At 50.7% G+C, this 16,878-nt stretch carries 12 protein-coding genes; 8 read left to right on the forward strand and 4 right to left on the reverse strand.

All coding sequences use genetic code 11. From position 1 onward, the window contains the following. Positions 1-178: 178 nt before the first annotated feature. Positions 179-598, forward strand: a complete 420-nt coding sequence (locus tag IX84_RS27945; protein ID WP_044229163.1) for a nucleoside-diphosphate kinase — start codon at positions 179-181, stop codon at positions 596-598. A 73-nt stretch (positions 599-671) separates the two neighbouring features. Here IX84_RS27945 and IX84_RS27950 read toward each other — a convergent pair whose 3' ends face one another. Beyond that, positions 672-947 (reverse strand): HAD domain-containing protein, encoded by a 276-nt coding sequence (locus tag IX84_RS27950; RefSeq protein WP_044229166.1) that lies wholly within the window; start codon positions 945-947, stop codon positions 672-674. A gap of 516 nt (positions 948-1,463) precedes the next feature. On the opposite strand from IX84_RS27950, the gene IX84_RS27955 reads away from it, so the two are divergent. The 7 genes from IX84_RS27955 to cmk all read left to right on the forward strand — a co-directional run bounded on the left by IX84_RS27955 (position 1,464) and on the right by cmk (position 14,482). After that, positions 1,464-6,458, forward strand: coding sequence for a translocation/assembly module TamB domain-containing protein (locus tag IX84_RS27955; protein ID WP_152605277.1), 4,995 nt, complete (start codon positions 1,464-1,466; stop codon positions 6,456-6,458). Then, positions 6,451-8,745 (forward strand): translocation and assembly module lipoprotein TamL, encoded by a 2,295-nt coding sequence (tamL, locus tag IX84_RS27960; RefSeq protein ID WP_044229171.1) that lies wholly within the window; start codon positions 6,451-6,453, stop codon positions 8,743-8,745. Before IX84_RS27955 ends, tamL begins: the two co-directional genes overlap by 8 nt. 159 nt (positions 8,746-8,904) lie before the next feature. Next, positions 8,905-9,969, forward strand: coding sequence for a tRNA preQ1(34) S-adenosylmethionine ribosyltransferase-isomerase QueA (queA, locus tag IX84_RS27965; RefSeq protein WP_044229173.1), 1,065 nt, complete (start codon positions 8,905-8,907; stop codon positions 9,967-9,969). Positions 9,970-10,153: 184 nt separating this feature from the next. Then, positions 10,154-11,347, forward strand: a complete 1,194-nt coding sequence (locus IX84_RS27970; protein WP_044229174.1) for a hypothetical protein — start codon at positions 10,154-10,156, stop codon at positions 11,345-11,347. Between the two features lie 275 nt (positions 11,348-11,622). Beyond that, positions 11,623-11,844: a DUF2795 domain-containing protein gene (locus IX84_RS27975; protein WP_044146732.1), complete on the forward strand. Its 222-nt coding sequence runs from the start codon at positions 11,623-11,625 to the stop codon at positions 11,842-11,844. Between the two features lie 265 nt (positions 11,845-12,109). Further along, positions 12,110-13,621, forward strand: coding sequence for a hypothetical protein (locus tag IX84_RS27980; RefSeq protein ID WP_044229177.1), 1,512 nt, complete (start codon positions 12,110-12,112; stop codon positions 13,619-13,621). Positions 13,622-13,819: 198 nt separating this feature from the next. Further along, positions 13,820-14,482 (forward strand): (d)CMP kinase, encoded by a 663-nt coding sequence (gene cmk / locus IX84_RS27985; RefSeq protein ID WP_044229180.1) that lies wholly within the window; start codon positions 13,820-13,822, stop codon positions 14,480-14,482. A 66-nt stretch (positions 14,483-14,548) separates the two neighbouring features. Here cmk and IX84_RS27990 read toward each other — a convergent pair whose 3' ends face one another. The 3 genes from IX84_RS27990 to IX84_RS28000 form a co-directional block, all read right to left on the reverse strand. Further along, the gene (locus IX84_RS27990) at positions 14,549-14,971 is read right to left on the reverse strand and encodes an NUDIX hydrolase (RefSeq protein WP_044229183.1); all 423 of its coding nucleotides are present in this window, start codon (positions 14,969-14,971) and stop codon (positions 14,549-14,551) included. A 109-nt stretch (positions 14,972-15,080) separates the two neighbouring features. After that, positions 15,081-15,749: a hypothetical protein gene (locus IX84_RS27995; RefSeq protein ID WP_152605278.1), complete on the reverse strand. Its 669-nt coding sequence runs from the start codon at positions 15,747-15,749 to the stop codon at positions 15,081-15,083. A gap of 29 nt (positions 15,750-15,778) precedes the next feature. Next, on the reverse strand, positions 15,779-16,864 hold the full coding sequence (locus IX84_RS28000) for an SH3 domain-containing protein (protein WP_044229186.1): 1,086 nt from the start codon (positions 16,862-16,864) through the stop codon (positions 15,779-15,781). Positions 16,865-16,878 lie beyond the last annotated feature (14 nt).

Consider the following 16,878-nt stretch of genomic DNA (forward strand, 5'->3'; position numbering starts at 1 on the left):
AACAAATGTTCTGCCACTGCGGAAAAGGCGCGGCCTCACCTACCATCCCTTTCCGGCATTTCAGCGTACTGTTAACGGAGAAAGTTCTGCGCTTTATCCTTCTCAGACTACCCAGCTTTGGGGAGGTTTGCTTACTTTTGCAGCGAATTTTCAAAACTGCAAAAAATCTAAACACAATATGGCTGGTAACAAGACCTTCACCATGATCAAGCCCGACGCCGTCAAAGCCGGGCACATCGGCGCCATCCTCGCCAAAATCAACGAAGCTGGATTTCGCATTGTAGCGATGAAGCTGACCAAGCTTTCCACCGAGAAAGCCGGCGAATTTTACGAAGTGCATAAGGAGCGCCCTTTCTACGGCGAGCTTGTTGATTTCATGTCTTCCGGCCCAATCGTGGCGGCTGTACTGGAAAAAGACAACGCAGTAGAAGACTTCCGTACGCTGATCGGCGCTACTAACCCCGCTGAAGCAGCACCTGGCACCATCCGTGCGCTGTTTGCCAAAAGTATTGGTGAAAACGCTGTACACGGTGCCGACTCCGATGAGAACGCAGCCCGGGAAGCCAGCTTCCACTTTGCGGCTACGGAGATGTTCTAAGGACCGTTCACCGCACATCCTGGCTTTTAAGCCAGACCGGAAAGCCCGCTTTTCTTTGAGAAAGGTGGGCTTTCTAAGTTTTATTTTCCCATCCCTCCACAATTCCTATGGCTTTCTCCAGACACGCTTCGTCAAATCCGGCCCGGTACTCAGTCAAAACCAGATAAGGAGCATAAGCTGTTGGAAGCTGCAACAATGAGCGGTCATCATCAAGAATGAGAAAGTGGCGCAGCCTTATTTTTTGACCCTTCGGATTTAGAAATTGTTGATATCCTTTATAGTAAATCGGCTGGTCTTCGACCATTTCATAAATCAATGAGGCTGGTATAGTTCCAACTGCTTCTTTCATGTGTTTTTATTCGTTTACAGGATGGTATTGCAGGCTAAGCCTTCAATGCACGCACCCATGACGCTTCTCCAAACTTAAGAAATTCCCGGGTTAAAGTCCAGCGCCCCTGTGCATAACCAATGGCACTTTTTGAATAGCCCGGCAGCATTTGCGGTTTGCCTAGTGTCTCAAGTCATATATCTCTGATACTTAAATTGAAGTTATTTTTCGACTTATCAAGGCGAAGGTTCGCGACTTTAGCCCGAGCTAAAGGAGCGGTTCTTCAACGAAGAGTAGGCGGAAAAGAACGAAACTTGGGGGGTCAAGGGTTTATGGCTTGAGGCACTAGCTTGGTGCCTAGCGCAAAAAGCCTGGATAAGCTGGAGCAGAGCGGGAAGCTCTACCCCAGCAGCTATAGCTCTAAAATGCAGAGGGTTGCTGCGGAAAAATAATGCCGGCAGTTCTGACGCTTTCCAAACTTCGCCCTCTACTTACCGTTCTATTTACAGACCTTTTCAAGTACAAAAGCCTCCGCCTTTGAACACACCGTATCCTTTGCTCAACAAACTGCTCAAATGGTTGGGCTATGCCCTGCTCGCCCTGCTGCTGCTCGTGGTATTACTGTGGACAGCCCTGCAGTTTCCTGCCATACAGCAAAAGATAGCGGACAAGGCAACGGGCTATCTGGAAGAACGGATACAAACGCGCTTTGACATTGACAGGATTTACATTGATTTTTTCAATCAGCTGGTTTTGGAAGGGGTCTACCTTGAGGACCAGCAGCAAGACACCTTATTATATGCCGGTCGGATTGATGCGCAGCTTAGTATTTTCGCCCCGTTCCAATCAGAAATACAGCTGAGCCAGTTTACGCTGCAGGACGCTGTTGCGCACCTGGAGCGCCGTCCCGACAGCACCTTTAATTTTACTTACCTGCTCGACGCTTTTGGAAGCACTACCCCAGACACCACTACATCCAAACCTTCTCTCTGGAAGTTCGACCTTAAAGCACTGGACCTGGATAATGTGCGTTTCTCGTGGACCGACAGCCTGAGCAAAATGGCGGTTTACACCCGGATCGGCACACTGGAAAGCGCCCTTCATCAATTCGACCTCAATCAGCAGAAAGTCAGTATTAATCGATTCCAGCTAAAACAGTCCTTTGCATCAGTAGCTATGTGGGGCAATACGGAAGAAGCCGTATCCAGTGCCCCCGGGGATACCGCCGACACAGCCATCGCCTTCCCCTTTCCCGGCTGGACAATTGAGGTACGGGAAATGGGGCTTGATGCTGTGGATGTCGCTTACGATGACTTCACGCAGCCTGCCGGGCCGGGCGGGCGCTTCGACCCTGCCCATCTGCACTTTCAAAACCTGGCACTTGATGCCACTGAATTGCGCTGGGATAGCCTGGCGCTGTCCGGGCAAATGAACAACCTCGCCTTTAAGGAATGGAATGGGTTTGAATTGCAATCGCTCAATACCAGTTTACTGCTTTCAGACAGCAGTGCCGCTCTGACTCAACTGTCTTTTCAGACCCCAAAGAGCAGCCTCGCCCCTTCCACCCTAAAATTACAGTACGATCAATTCGGCGACCTTGCCAATTTCACGGAATCCGTGCACCTCTCCGTCAGCCTTGGCACCGGAAAGATAGACCAGGAAGACCTGTACTACTGGAGTGGCCCCCTACCCTTCCTGGCTCCGCGCCCATTACCGCCTCTGGAATTATCCGGCCAGGTGGATGGCTATGTGTCTGACCTCAACATCGGGCAGTTTCGGCTGAAATGGGGACAGGCACTGAATGCCCGGCTAAGTGGTGCCATCGCCAACGCTACCCTGCCCGAAGAATTAGCACTACAGGTGGTCCTGCAGTCCATAGACCTTTCTCCCGCGCAGCTCAACCAATACCTAAAAGGGCAGCCCCTGCCAGCTGAAGGTCTTGCGCCACTCGGGCAGCTAAGGCTCACGGGTTTCATCAAAGGCAACACCCGGCAATTAAAAGTTAACCGGTTGGCATTGCGTAGCCAAAGCTTCACCGCAATGTTTGGTCAGCTACAGACCAGTGACATCACTTCTCCGGAGAAGCTACAGTTCACCTTTACCGTAGACTCCCTGCGCACACAGCCCGCCGATTTGCGGGGTTTCCTAAATGACACCATACCGGCTCCGCTCGAAGCATTTGGCCACAGCTACTATAACGGAACCATAGCCGGCACACTGACCGACTTTAAGCTGGATGGCACACTGCGGACTGAGGCCGGCACGGCTAATCACGATATCCAGCTCCGGTTTACGGAAGACTATGCAAATGCCAGCTACCAAGGGGAGCTAAAGCTGGAAGCCGTTGCTATGGGACAGGTACTCAACAACCCCGAATTGGGCAACCTTTCCCTCGAACTGCGGGGGGAAGGCCGCGGGCTCTCTCCCGACAGTATCAACGCTAATCTTGATGGCAATATCACCCAGCTCGAAGCTTTCGGTTATGCCTACCAGGGGCTGAGCCTCGACGGCCGGATCAATGCCCGGGAATTTGAAGGGCGGCTGGATATCAATGATCCCAATTTAAAGTTCCACTTTGAAGGACTGGCGAACCTGACCGACAGCCTGCCCACCTTCCGCTTCGATGCCAGCCTGGATACGCTGAATTTGCAAAAGCTCAACCTCTACCCTACCACACTGCGCGTAACCGCCAGCATGAGTACTGAATTGACAGGGAGCCAGCTGCACGATCTGGAAGGAACAGCCAGCATCAAAGATTTACGCCTGAGCGACGGACAGCAGAGCTATACCGCTGAACAGCTTGAACTCACGGCAACGGGCATAGCACAGGGACAAAGAGTGGTCCGCTTCCGAAGCCCCTTCCTCAGTGCAGACATGAGGGGAGACTTCCGCTTAGCAGCGCTCGTACCTGCTCTGGCTGAATTTACCGATGGATACTTCCCGGTTAAAAAATGGGTCAGTCCGGCGGAGCCACCCGACAGCACAAAGGTGGCTCCCGAACTGCCGGAGCAGGACTTTGTCTTCACCCTTGAGCTCGACAACCCCGTGCCACTGACCCGTTTTTTTGTGCCTGACCTGGAGCAGCTGGATACCGCCTGGATCCGGTTTGAATTCAGCACCCCGGAGAAGCGCCTTGACCTAAAAGGCGGTATACCCAACCTGTCCTACGCCGGCATCATCATCGACAGCCTGGCACTGGATGGCCAATCTGCCGATGCGCTCCGGCAATCCCTAAATATTCAGGCTGTCAGACAGGACACCCAGCTCCTTGTGGGGCGCACCCAACTGAGCACCCGGCTGTACCGCGATAGCATGGACCTCAACCTGCTCATCAAAGGCGGGGATCAGAAAACCCGCCTCCGCCTCAACGCCCTCCTGGAACCCGACTCCAACGCCTACCGCGTACAAGTGCTGCCAGACTTTATGCTAAACAGCCGGCCCTGGGAGGTGTCTTCCGGCAACTCCGTCGTATTCTCTCCAGAGGCCTTGCAGTCTGCTGACCTCCGTATATCCCGCAATCAGCAAGGCATTGTATTGCAGACCCTTTCGCCGGAAGCTGGCGCCGCCGTGCCTCCCCTTCAGGTGCGTTTTGAGCAGTTCCGATTAAAGGAAATCAGTAAGTTGATCGGGCAGGACACGACCTTACTCAGCGGCCGGCTGAACGCGCAGGCGAAGCTTCAACCCCTAGACACCCTATTGCAATATGTGGTGGACGCCCAGGTGAGTGACCTGCAACTGAATGGGGCCACACTTGGGCAGATGGAGCTAAGCCTTCAGCCTGATACTGACCCCAGGCAGCTCAAACTCAGCCTTTTGCTGAAAGACCCCAAAGAACGCCTGAATCTGAAAGGGACCTACAACCTTGAGCAAGGTGCGCTTCAGGCAGACCTTAACGCTGATCAACTCCCCATTGCACCATTTGAGTTTTTCACACAGGGTGCCGTCAAAGAACTAAAAGGCGCTATTAGTGCCAGGTTGGCACTCCGCGGCACCACCGATAAGCCGCTGGGAACCGGCACAATTACCGCAGACAGCCTCTCCGCCTTTGTCAATTACCTGCAAACCCGGTTCACCGTGCCAAGTCATCAGATTAAATTGACAGAAAACAGTATCCAACTCGGCACCATGCCGCTTGTGGATGGCAACAATCAGTCAGCGCGGCTGAGCGGGGTAATCCGGCATGAGCATTTCGGCAATATTGAAACGGACCTGCGGTTTATAACCTCCCGCTTTCAGGTGCTCAACACCAATGCCGGAGACAATGACCTCTTCTACGGCAAAGTCTTTGTAAGCGCCGATGCACAGGTCCGTGGCCCCATCGATGACCTCAATGTAGATGTAGAAACAACCACCCTGCCCGGCACAGCCCTCACCGCCCTGCCCCTGAGCGAAGAGAAAGCCATTGTCAGTGAAGACTACATCATTTTTCAGTCGCCTGAGGCATTTGCTGCGGATACTGCCGCACGGTCCGAAAAAGTATACGAAACGGGCTCTTCGGGCTACAACCTCACTTTGCAGCTCAACCTGACCCCTGATGCCCAGATAACAGCGATCATTGACCCTTCTACCGGAGACCAGCTGCAGGCCCGTGGCCGCGCCAATCTTTTCGTGGAGCTCAATGCCAACGGGCAAATGTCCACCACTGGAAATATCGAAGTGACTTCCGGGAGCTATCAGATGAACTACGAAGGGCTGGTCAAACGTAGCTTTTCCATTGTAGAGGGCAGCAGCATTTACCTCCCGGGCGACCCGCTGCAAGCCCGCTTCGACATCCGTGCAGCTTATCAGACAGAGACGCCGGTTCTTGGCCTTATACAACAGGAGACTGAGCTCACGCCCGAACAGGAGCGCGCTGCCCGCCGCCGACAGCAAGTCAAAGTACTGCTGGACCTGGAAGGTGATTTGCAACAGCCCGAATTGCTGTTCGACATTCAGCTGGGCGAGCAGGTTTCTGCCAATCTGGAATCCATCCTCAATCAAAAGATGGCTCAGCTGCGCGGGAATCAGTCTGAGCTGAATAAACAGGTCTTTGGCCTCTTGCTCTTCAATGCCTTTCTGGGATCAGGGGGCAGTAACCTGGCGACCGCAGGTGAGAATATCGCGCTGTCAAGCGTAAGCACCCTGCTCACCAATCAGCTTAACCGGCTGGCAGAAAACTATGTAGAGGGCGTGGACCTCAGTATTGGCGTTGACTCTTATACTACGGATGCTTCTGCCGCTTCTGGAGAAACTGTCACGGAAGTCAACCTTGGCCTGTCCAAACAGTTGTTCAATGACCGGCTTTCGGTTCAGGTGGGCGGCAACCTGGGCATGAGCGACAGCGAAGCTGCCGGGCAAAACACCGTCCTTGCCGGAGACTTCCGCCTGGAGTACCAGCTTACTGAAGACGGCCGCTACAAAGTGTGGGTATTCCGGCGCCCGGACTACGACATTTTCTCCAACGGTATACGCACCGGTGCCAGTCTTATCTATCAGCGCTCCTTCGGCGATCTGCGCCGGGACAGTACTCAAAAGAATAATACCGATGACTAAAACGCTGCTACACATCTCTGGCTTGTCCGTTTTACTGCTCCTGGCCGTCAGTTGCCAGCCTACCCGAACCTTGCAGGAAGGGCAGTACCTCTACACCGGAGCAAAACTGGAATACCCCGGCTCAAAGCCCGAAGTAAGCTCTACTGCACTGGAAAGCGCTATTGCCCAGCAACCCAATCAGTCCTTTCTGGGCATGCCTGTCCGGCTGGGTATCTACAACGCTGCAAGTGGGAAAGACCGCAAGTTTAACCGATGGGTCCAACGCAAACTCGGAGAACCACCGGCGATTTTTGATTTCCAGGAAGCGGAAACCAGCCAGCTTCGGCTTGAAAAGCAACTGCTGGACCAGGGGTACCTGCAGGGCCGGGTACAAATGGATACCATCCGGAAAAAGCAAACGGTCTCTGCAGTCTATCGGTTATCACCGGGTACCCGCTATGAGCTGACAGGTATGGACTGGCCAGCAGACACTAATGACATCGGCCGCTTTATTCAGAAAGCCCATTCGGACTCCTCTGTCTGGCAAAATCAGCCTTATCAGACGCAGCGCCTGTCTGAAGAGCGGTCGAGGCTGGCCAACTCCGGCAATGAGAATGGATTCTACGGGCTAAGCCCCCGGCATTTTTACTACTTCCTTGATACCACCGCTGAGCAGCATAATGTAAAGGCTTTCCTGAGGCTTGCAGAATCGCCATCCGGCAACCCTTATCAACGGCATTATATTGGTCAAACAAAGGTATATCCCGTTTATTACCTGGAAGAGCCCGAATGGAATTATAAGGATACAGTGGAGGAAGAAGGTATTTTGTACCTCCAAAACCGAGACTTTGTCAAGCCACAGGTCCTCAGCCGCACTATTCTTCAGGACAAGGGCGACCTGTTCGTACAGTCCCTGCAGCAAAAGTCAACCAACCGGCTGATGGGGCTGGGCGCCTACAAATTTGTCAACCTGAAGGTGGAGGTCCGCGAGGAGGGCGACAGCCTGTTTTTGGACCGTTCTTTCTATCTGACTCCAAATCTGACGCAAAACTTCTCTGCCGAGCTGGAAGTCAGCTCCCTGAGCACAGCGAGCAGTTCCCTGAATGGCGGTGTCAACCTCAACTATGCCCACCGCAACCTGTTTGGGGGTGCCGAACGGTTCAACCTCAAGCTCTCTACCAACATTGCCACACAGATTGGCGGAGAGGTCGACTTTATCAACAGCTACAATATCGGGCTCGAGGCCAGTCTTCGGCTACCAGGAATGGTTGCGCCTTACAACTGGCTGAAAGGAGAGCAGGCCTGGCAATCCAGTACCACGGCCCAACTCCGGGGGGATTTTCAGCGACGGACCAACAACTTTTCGCTGTTTTCCCTCTCTGGTTCCTATGGTTTTGACTGGCAGCCCGGCCGGTTACACCGGTACACCTGGAAGCCCGTACAGCTGACCCGTACCCAACTGCTGAGCAGTACGGATCAGTTTGAGGATCGGCTGGCCGGCAACCCGAGGCTCAGGGCCTCTTTCGATGACAATCTCATACTGAGTACCATTTTTGAGTACAACTACAGCGAAAAGCGCCCTGGCAAGCGGGAGGATTACCTGACCATGTTTGCCTCTGTGGAGCCTGCCGGCAACATCAGCTACGGCATAGCCAGCCTCATTGACCCAGACAAAACAAATGCTTATCGGCTTTTGGGCATGCCCTTTGCGCAGTTCATCCGGGTAGACGCTGGCATTCAATACCACTGGTACCAAAAGCAGGCCGACTGGCTTGCCCGGTTAAACATTGGAGTGGCTCAGCCCTATGGCAATGGAAGTTCCATTCCGTACATCCGCCAGTTTTTTGTGGGTGGCAGCAACAGCATAAGAGCCTGGCAAATCCGTACCCTCGGGCCGGGTGCCACACCGGTGGAAGCACTGGATGCCGAAACCTTTCAGGATCAGACGGGCGATTTGAAGCTGGAGGCTAACGTGGAATACCGTTTCCCCATCATCAGCTACCTCAAGGGTGCCGCCTTTGTAGACGCGGGTAATATCTGGCTGGTAGAACAAGGCCCGGCGGATACCGGTACCGAATCGGGCGTTTTCCAATGGGATGAATTCTATCGTCAAATCGCTATTGGCGGCGGGCTTGGCCTCCGGCTGGACATTTCCTACTTTGTACTCCGACTGGATATAGCGTTTCCCTTCCGTAAGCCTTACAACGAACCAGGCAACCGCTGGGTTTTTGATGAGGTTGCATTTGGATCTCCGAACTGGAGGACAGAAAATATTGTTTACAACCTTGCGATTGGTTATCCGTTCTGATTTCTAAGATTCTGAATATATCCATAGGTTATACTCAGTCAAAATCGCCATTTTTTAGTATCATTGCCGGAATTTATCTTGGAGCAACTTTGCTGTTTTCAAAAACAGGGAAGAGAAAAGCCCGCTGATTCCGTTTTACCCGAAAAAGTATAAGACAATATGAGGACCAAGCTGTCTCAATTTGATTTTACATTACCACCCGAACTCATTGCCAAATACCCAGCCGACAACCGCCACGATTCCAGGTTGATGGTCGTTCACCGGGACTCAGGTAAAATCGAACACCGGACGTTTAAAGACATCCTCGAGTACTTTGATGAGGGCGATGCCATGATTTTCAATAATACCAAGGTATTCCCCGCTCGTCTGTATGGCAAAAAGGAAAAAACCGGTGCGGACATCGAGGTGTTCCTCCTGCGCGAGCTCAATAGCGAATCCCGTCTTTGGGATGTCCTGGTTGACCCTGCCCGTAAAATCAGAGTTGGTAATAAACTCTATTTCAGTGATGAACACGACAATGATGTACTGGTAGCTGAAGTAGTGGACAATACGACCTCCCGCGGCAGGACCATCCGTTTCATTTATGACGATAGCGATGAGAATTTTCAGAAAGATCTGCACCGGCTTGGCACCACGCCCCTGCCTAAAGAAATAGGGCGTAAGGCTGAAACCCTGGACCGGGACCGCTATCAGACACTTTTCGCGAAGGAAATGGGCGCTGTTGCAGCGCCTACTGCAGGATTGCACTATAGCGACGAACTACTTAAGCGGCTGGAAATCAAGGGTGTTGAATTTGCCGAACTCACTCTCCACATCGGTCTGGGCACCTTCCGCAGTATAGACGTGGAGGACCTGTCCAAGCACAAAATGGATGCGGAGTACTTTAAAATTGACAATAATGCAGTGGAGACGGTCAACAAAGCCAAAGCAGGAGAGCACAGGGTCTGTGCGGTAGGTACGACAAGCATGCGGGCTATCGAATCAGCCGTTTCTGCTGAGAATATGCTCAAGGAAGCCGAAGGGTGGACCAATCTGTTTATCTATCCGCCTTATGAATTTAGCATCCCGGATGCCATGGTCACCAACTTTCACCTGCCCAAATCCAGCCTGATGATTATGGTGTGTGCTTTTGGCGGGTACGACCTGATCATGGAAGCTTACAAGCAGGCAGTCAAGGAAAAGTACCGGTTCTTTGCTTATGGTGACGCTATGCTCATTATATAGCATAATCATCAGAAATATTGTGTACATTACTCACATAACAAAGCGTATCTGAAGGCCTTTTAGATACGCTTTTTACTTCGTACATTTCATGGAGTAGCGTTTACAGGGACGTCTACTCCTGGTTTAAACAGCTAAAGCGCAGCCTTTTCATCAAACTGCTGCGGTAACAGATCATATTTACGCCATGCCCCGGATTTTACTCCTTTCATTGCTTTTGACTCTGGGAAAGACATTACCGGCTTCCAACTGTGAGGAGATCACCATTCCCTTTTTCACGGAGCAAGTGCCCATTCAGTACCAAACGGATTTGCTGCAGATCCCGCGCCCGGAAATGACAGAGCTGGGCTTAAGGGCTTATTTCCGTCAAATGAGTACGACGAAGTACGATGTGCTGATCAGAAGCCTGCAGCAGGCCCGGCGTGCTTTCCGGCTCAATGACTGGCTGTATTACAAACTCGTCAGGCAGGTCCTGATGCAAATATATGGGCAGCATGAGCCTGTAGACCGCACGCTGAGTGCCTGGTTTATCATGTCGCAGAGTGGCTATGATACCCGGCTGACTTACCTGGAAGACGAAGCTTATCTTTATGTATTCACTCTGGACGAGGTGTTTGAAGCCCCTATCATTCAGGACCGGGGCCGGTCTTTTATCAACCTCACCGAGGTACGGGCGGGCAGGGCTCCACAGCGGGCCCTCTACATGCTGGGGTTCGTCCCTAACGGGGATGGACATGCCTTCACCTTTGCCTTTAGAGATCTGCCCCGGCTGCGCCCTATGCTTAAGCGGCAGAAGGTTAACTTTTTTTACCAGAATGAATGGCATGCCCTGGAAGTCGAGGTGGATGAAAATATCGCCGCCTACATGGAAGACTACCCCATTGTAGCAGAAACGCAATACCTGGAGGTGCCTTTGTCGCCTCAGCTGTTTCAAAGCCTGATTCCTCCGCTGCGTGAGATGATCAAAGGCAAAAATGAGTGGCAGACAGCCGAGCTGCTGGCTGCTTTTACCCGTTCTGCCTTTGAATACAAAGAAGACAAAGCCTACTTTGGATGCAGTAAGCCCATGGTGGCCGAAGAGGTCTTCATTCATCCTTTTTCTGATTGTGAAGACCGTACTGCGCTGTTTTTCCAACTGGCAAAAACCTTACTCCCCATCCCTACCCTGGTAGTAGCCTACCCTGACCACCTTACCCTGGCGATGGCATTGCCAGCGGCACCTGGCAGCACCATACCCTACGAGGGGCGCAATTACTACTTCACAGACCCTACCGGCCCGGTACGGGACCAAAAAGTAGGGCAGGTACCCAAGGGATACGAACAAAAACCATTTTCGGTACTTAAACACTATTCCATGTCCGGCGTTAAGCAGGAGAAATAAGTAAGTTACCGACCGCATTTAAAAAGCGTAATAAATATTTGGATAATACGTTAGGTTTTTTACTTTTGCCGAAAGTAGGTGGGTAAACGGATAAACAGTGGCTGCGTACAAAAACAACTGCCCGTTAAGCCTAATTTTTTCGCCTACGATTTGCTTAGTTGCCGCTTTTTACCTTTTATAAAATTCCTATTGGCTGTTTTTTGATTTTTCCTGGTTTCAAAGGTTAATCCGGAGCCTGAATAAAACAGCCAACTAACAACAAACTTTGCCAACCTATGTATTGGACACTTGAACTTGCTCACCATCTGGAAGACGCACCATGGCCAGCTACTCGCGATGAGCTGATCGACTACGCGATTCGCTCCGGAGCGCCTTTGGAAGTGATCGAAAACCTGCAGCAAATGGAGGATGAAGGTGAAGTGTACGAAGGAATGGAAGAAATCTGGCCGGACTACCCCCGCAAAGATGACTTTCTCTTCAATGAAGACGAATACTAAGCTATTTGCTTTATGCTTTGCTTTTCTGAGTACCCTGGTACTCGAAAAAGTTAGTCACAATTCCAATAAAAGGTTTTGAGTAGCTTGTCAATACTCAAAACCTTTTTTATTTTAGTCTCCCCAACGCGTAACAGACCTGTTTACCCCTCCCGAATAGTGCAATTTAAACCTGTATTAATTGGCATTCGTCAAAAAATACCCTATTTTGAATGTCACAAATTATGCACACTGGCCAAACTACTCATGGCCTTAACCAAACCAGTAGATGAAAAACTTACTTGAAATAGCTCGTGTCGTAACCAAGCGAAAAGTACGCAAAATCGAGATCTTTGATGACCATTCCCTGCGCAACAACAAGAGCAAATTCAACCAGTTTTATGAGGCGTTGCGCGACAATAAGTTCAAAAATGACCGGGAAGCCGCCAGCACGCTCTATAAATGCAGCCCAACCGACCCGAAATACCGGCAGCTTAAGTCCCGCTTCAGAAAGCGCTTGTTGAATACGCTCTTTTTCCTGGATATCAATATGCCAAAAGCGGCTAATTATGACCGGGCTTACTATTCCTGCCATAAGGATTGGACCCTTGTCAAAACGCTCATCTGGTATAATGCTCCCAGCTCAGCAGCCCAGCTCGCCCGCCAAATTCTGACGACCTCCCTGAAATTCAAATTTGCTGACCTTATCATTAACAGTTCACGCATTCTGAGGGACTATGCAGCTCAACAAGGCGATGAGCGTGATTATGAGGAATACGATAACTACATTAAGGAGTACAATGATATTCTGAATGCCGAAATCCGCTCAGAAGAACTCCTGCAACGGGTAGTGATGAATTACTACAAGCCCCTTTCAAAAACACAGGAACTGACCGAAAATATTGAAGACTATTGCGAAGCGCTTGTGAGCTTATCTGAGCAGTATGACTCGCCCGTTATCTTTTATAATATGTACCTGGTCTGGATTTTTGCCTATGAAATCCAACAGGATTTTGAATCCATGCTTGAAGTCTGCGAACAGGGCGAGCAGTTTGTACAGAAAAACGCAGTCTATAAACAGCATAAAAAGACCGTAACCTTTCAGACGAAAAAGATGTCCGCTTACCTCCACCTGCGCAACTACCGTGATGGAAGGGCCACAGCCGAAAAATGCCTGAAAGAGCTCAAAGCCGGAAGCGAGGACTGGTTCAACTTCATGGACTACTACTTTCTGCTAACCATGCACGTCAATAACCCCCTGCAGAGCGTAGCTATTTTCAAGCTGGTATACAACAACTCCAAGCTCCGTAAACAGGACAACGAAATTGTTGAAAAATGGGACATATACGAAGGTTATATCGAGTACCTGATACAGGTGGAGGGAAAAGAAAACCATGTACTTCAAAAACAGCAGAATAAACAATTCCGAGCGTCTAAATTTATTGGCAAACCTACGCCGTACAATAAGGAACAGCGGATCTTTACAGTCCACGTACTCATCCTTCAAATACTCTTCCTGCTGGAGGAACGCAAATTTAATGAAGTAATGGACCTGATCGACCGCCTCAAAAAATACGCCAACCGGCAATTGCGCCGGGAGGAATACCACCGCCCGGTACAGTTCATCCGGCTGTTGCAGCAATACGCCAAATCTGATTTCCAGCCCGGCGAGACCACCGGGACGGAACGGTACCTGAATCAACTGAAAAGTGTCCCGTTTTTTTACAGAGGGGTCAATGCGGAGTTGGAAATCATACCTTACGAAATGCTCTGGGAGCGCATTCAGCAGTATGTCCGGTAGCAGCGTAGCGCTGACATATGCGTTTACAGCAAATGATTATTTTCAGAAAAGCTCTTCAATTTCAGTCCATTTGTTCACAGGGATTCGAGCCTGTCGCGTCAGTTCTAAAACCAAAGGCGGGAAGTGCCGTACACGAGGTGGTTTTGAAAAAGTCGGCAGCAGTTCGTTATCTTTACCGCCCGGAAAAACCAAGCCTACGTGAAAAAAATCATCATAGCCATTGATGGCTACTCTTCCTGCGGAAAAAGCACCCTTGCCAAATCCCTAGCCAGCCACCTTGGCTATACTTATATCGACTCAGGGGCGATGTACCGGGCTGTCACCCTATTCTTACTGGAACACAGTATAAAAGTGGAAGACCAGGATCGGGTGCAGACCGCCCTGAAGGACATCAACATACGCTTTGCAGATAATAACCATACACTGCTCAATGGCAGGGATGTAGAAAGTGAAATCCGGCAGATGTCCGTTTCTAATTACGTTAGCGAGGTGGCAGCGGTTCCGGAGGTACGCCGGGCTATGGTCAGCCAGCAACAACAAATGGGTGAAGAACGGGGCATCGTTATGGACGGAAGAGATATCGGAACGGTAGTCTTCCCAAAAGCAGAGCTTAAAATTTTTCTCACCGCAGACCCCGAAATCAGGGCGCGCAGAAGGTATGATGAGCTTGCTCAAAAGGGGCAAGAGGCTACTCTCGAAGCCGTCAAGGCAAATCTGACCCACCGAGATCATATTGATTCCACCCGTGAGGACAGCCCGCTGCGGCAGGCAGCCGATGCTGTAATTATTGATAATACTTTGCTGAACCGGGAAGAGCAACTGGACCGGGCAATTTTTCTGGCCCGGCAGGCCGGTGCCTGAAGCAAAAAAGCGTGGGCTGCCTTTTTCAGGCTGCCCACGCTTTTATTTTTTCTGCTTATGATTCTCCTACAGGTCTTTAACCGAGTTGCGGTCTACCAAAATATCTTTAAGTTCTTTCAGAAATTCATATTGGTGGGGCATCACCTTTTTTACGGCCTCTTTCAGGGCAAAATAAGTACCTTTTTCCATGCTCTTGATCTTATCTTTAAGGTACTGCGCATCTTCGGAAAGCATCGACTTCAGAGAAGGGATTTCATGCCAATCGCCCTCTACTGCTATCGCATTTTCCAAATCGCCACTGTCCTGCGCCACCGGGTCTAACTCGATAAGACGGTCATCCTCGATGAAGGTACGGGACTTATCATTGTCCATTGCGCCCTGTGGCAGGTCCCATTTAGTACCCTTTTCATCAGCATTGACCAAAAAGATCTCAAGCCCCTGCTCCCGGAACCTGTATATGATAAGGTTAGCTTTCTTCCGTAACTTCATAGTACATTAAATTGACCTGTGGAATTCAGTTCCCAAACAGGTGTACCTGTAAATGGTTCATCAAAGCTAGACGAATGGATGGGAAACCAAAAACGATTTTCAGGTTTTTTTACGATCTCAACGTCCGGTGCACCAATTCCAGGGTTGCCAGAGCGAGAAATACATCTTTTTCCTCTTCGGCCAGATCATTCGGCACAAATTGGAAGGCCCGCTGCCCAAGCGCATCATCTGTTGTTTCTGGTGGGTCTACCAGGCTGCCCAGCTCCCGGTCGGCCGTACGCACCGGCAAAAGGCGATTGGCAGGCTGCCCCAGCTTAGCTACCGGCTTACTGCCATTAGGGCTGTAGAGCGTACCATCCTCTTTAAGTGTCCCAAGCTGCCGCTGCCCGGCGGCAATACGTACTCCGTTTTTGTCTTTGATGTATGAGTAAGACTTTTCTCCTGTTTCTGCATAAAGAATAGCCTTCTGCCCCGGCCCGGAGTACTCCTTATAAGTGTAAGCCAATATGGGCTCGTGGTAAATGGTCGTAAACACCCCTTTTGCCGTTTTCCCAAACCGCTTACGCACAGAGCGTTGTACCTGATTAAGGGAGAAGGCATCGAGTTCTTCGGAGGAAACCGGGACCAGGTCAGGTTTCCACTCCTGCATTTCTTCTTTTAATTGTTGCATATCCTGGAACAAGCGTTTGTCGCCCGGCATAAAGTTTTTGAGCCCCCGCGCCAGGAGTACAGCTCCGGTTAGTACGACCAATAGTGTGATTAATGCAAATAAACCCATTCGATTGTTGTGATTGGTAAGCTTCTTAATTAAAGACCTGCTCTGAAATTAAAGCGGCGTTCATCCGTGATTGCCGTATCCCGCAACCCCATCAGGCGCTGATGCAAAGCTAAGGTATCTGAAGTCGTTAACACAGTAAATGTATTGTCAAGTATGGATTCCAGTTCCTGAAGCACTTTTTCCCTTGCCTCCCAGTACAAAACAGTTGGTTCGGTCATATCGTTGATCAGAAGTGCTTTGAGCTGTTCGATTTCCGGCCCGGCTATATCCCGGTGATGTTTGGTTTGGTCTAACCGGTTCAAAAAAGAAGTGTGCACACCTTTGCCAAGCAGGCTGAAAACGCTCCTGTTATCCACCTCCAGCTTCCAGGCCGGGTACAAATAGCCAATGCTGTCTACCGGGTAAGCAGCATAAAAAAGCTCCAGCAGCGCCTCATCAGCGGAGCTTTCAGAACGGCGAGCTGCCATACTAAAAGCTTTATAATCAACATAAAAATGCCAGCTACCCGCTGATGCAACCCAGGATACAGATAGTGCAGGAAGGAGACGTGCAACTTCCGATGCCATATCGGGCGGCTGTAACTGCATTACCAAGGTGAGCTGTTCACATAACTGATGCGCCTGCCGTATGGTTCGCACCACCGAAGCAGCCTCTTCCATCTCTTGAAAGGCCTGATCATACCTTTCGGCTTCCTGAGCAAGCTCCTTTCCGATCAAGGCTTTTAGCCGGAGCCCTTCCGGAATTTCTCCGGCGATAACTGCCGCATGCACCCATCCTTCGGTCCCCGCTTCGGTACGCACCAACAACCAGGGCTGATAAAAGGTCTTTTCCCCAATGGTAAGTCGGGTGGTATGCGCACTAACGGGGCCCAGTAATTCAAGCAGGTCGCCTTTTTGAAGATTGCCCAGCCCTAGGCTTTCAACATCCGGAGCTTCACGGATTTGAAAAAGGGGCACGCCCAATTCAACAGCCGGATATGCCGGGCTAGTTTTCCCTGAATCTTCACTGTTTGGTTTTTCCTCCATCCCGGCTGCTGCATCCGGGACCGCAGCTTCACCACAGCTTAGAATCAGTAAACTGCAAATAATGGATAATAAAAAAAAGCCTCTTTTCATCAATCCCAATTGAA

This window comes from Phaeodactylibacter xiamenensis (assembly GCF_000759025.1).
GTDB lineage: Bacteria > Bacteroidota > Bacteroidia > Chitinophagales > Saprospiraceae > Phaeodactylibacter > Phaeodactylibacter xiamenensis.

What these genes read in the sequence shown, in the direction of transcription:
- queA (WP_044229173.1), top strand. Translation starts at nt 8,905, where the DNA reads ATGAGGACCAAGCTGTCTCAATTTGATTTTACATTACCACCCGAACTC.
- IX84_RS27950 (WP_044229166.1), bottom strand. Translation starts at nt 947, where the DNA reads ATGAAAGAAGCAGTTGGAACTATACCAGCCTCATTGATTTATGAAATG.
- tamL (WP_044229171.1), top strand. Translation starts at nt 6,451, where the DNA reads ATGACTAAAACGCTGCTACACATCTCTGGCTTGTCCGTTTTACTGCTC.
- IX84_RS27980 (WP_044229177.1), top strand. Translation starts at nt 12,110, where the DNA reads ATGAAAAACTTACTTGAAATAGCTCGTGTCGTAACCAAGCGAAAAGTA.
- IX84_RS27945 (WP_044229163.1), top strand. Translation starts at nt 179, where the DNA reads ATGGCTGGTAACAAGACCTTCACCATGATCAAGCCCGACGCCGTCAAA.
- IX84_RS27995 (WP_152605278.1), bottom strand. Translation starts at nt 15,749, where the DNA reads ATGGGTTTATTTGCATTAATCACACTATTGGTCGTACTAACCGGAGCT.
- IX84_RS27975 (WP_044146732.1), top strand. Translation starts at nt 11,623, where the DNA reads ATGTATTGGACACTTGAACTTGCTCACCATCTGGAAGACGCACCATGG.
- IX84_RS27970 (WP_044229174.1), top strand. Translation starts at nt 10,154, where the DNA reads ATGCCCCGGATTTTACTCCTTTCATTGCTTTTGACTCTGGGAAAGACA.
- IX84_RS27990 (WP_044229183.1), bottom strand. Translation starts at nt 14,971, where the DNA reads ATGAAGTTACGGAAGAAAGCTAACCTTATCATATACAGGTTCCGGGAG.
- IX84_RS28000 (WP_044229186.1), bottom strand. Translation starts at nt 16,864, where the DNA reads ATGAAAAGAGGCTTTTTTTTATTATCCATTATTTGCAGTTTACTGATT.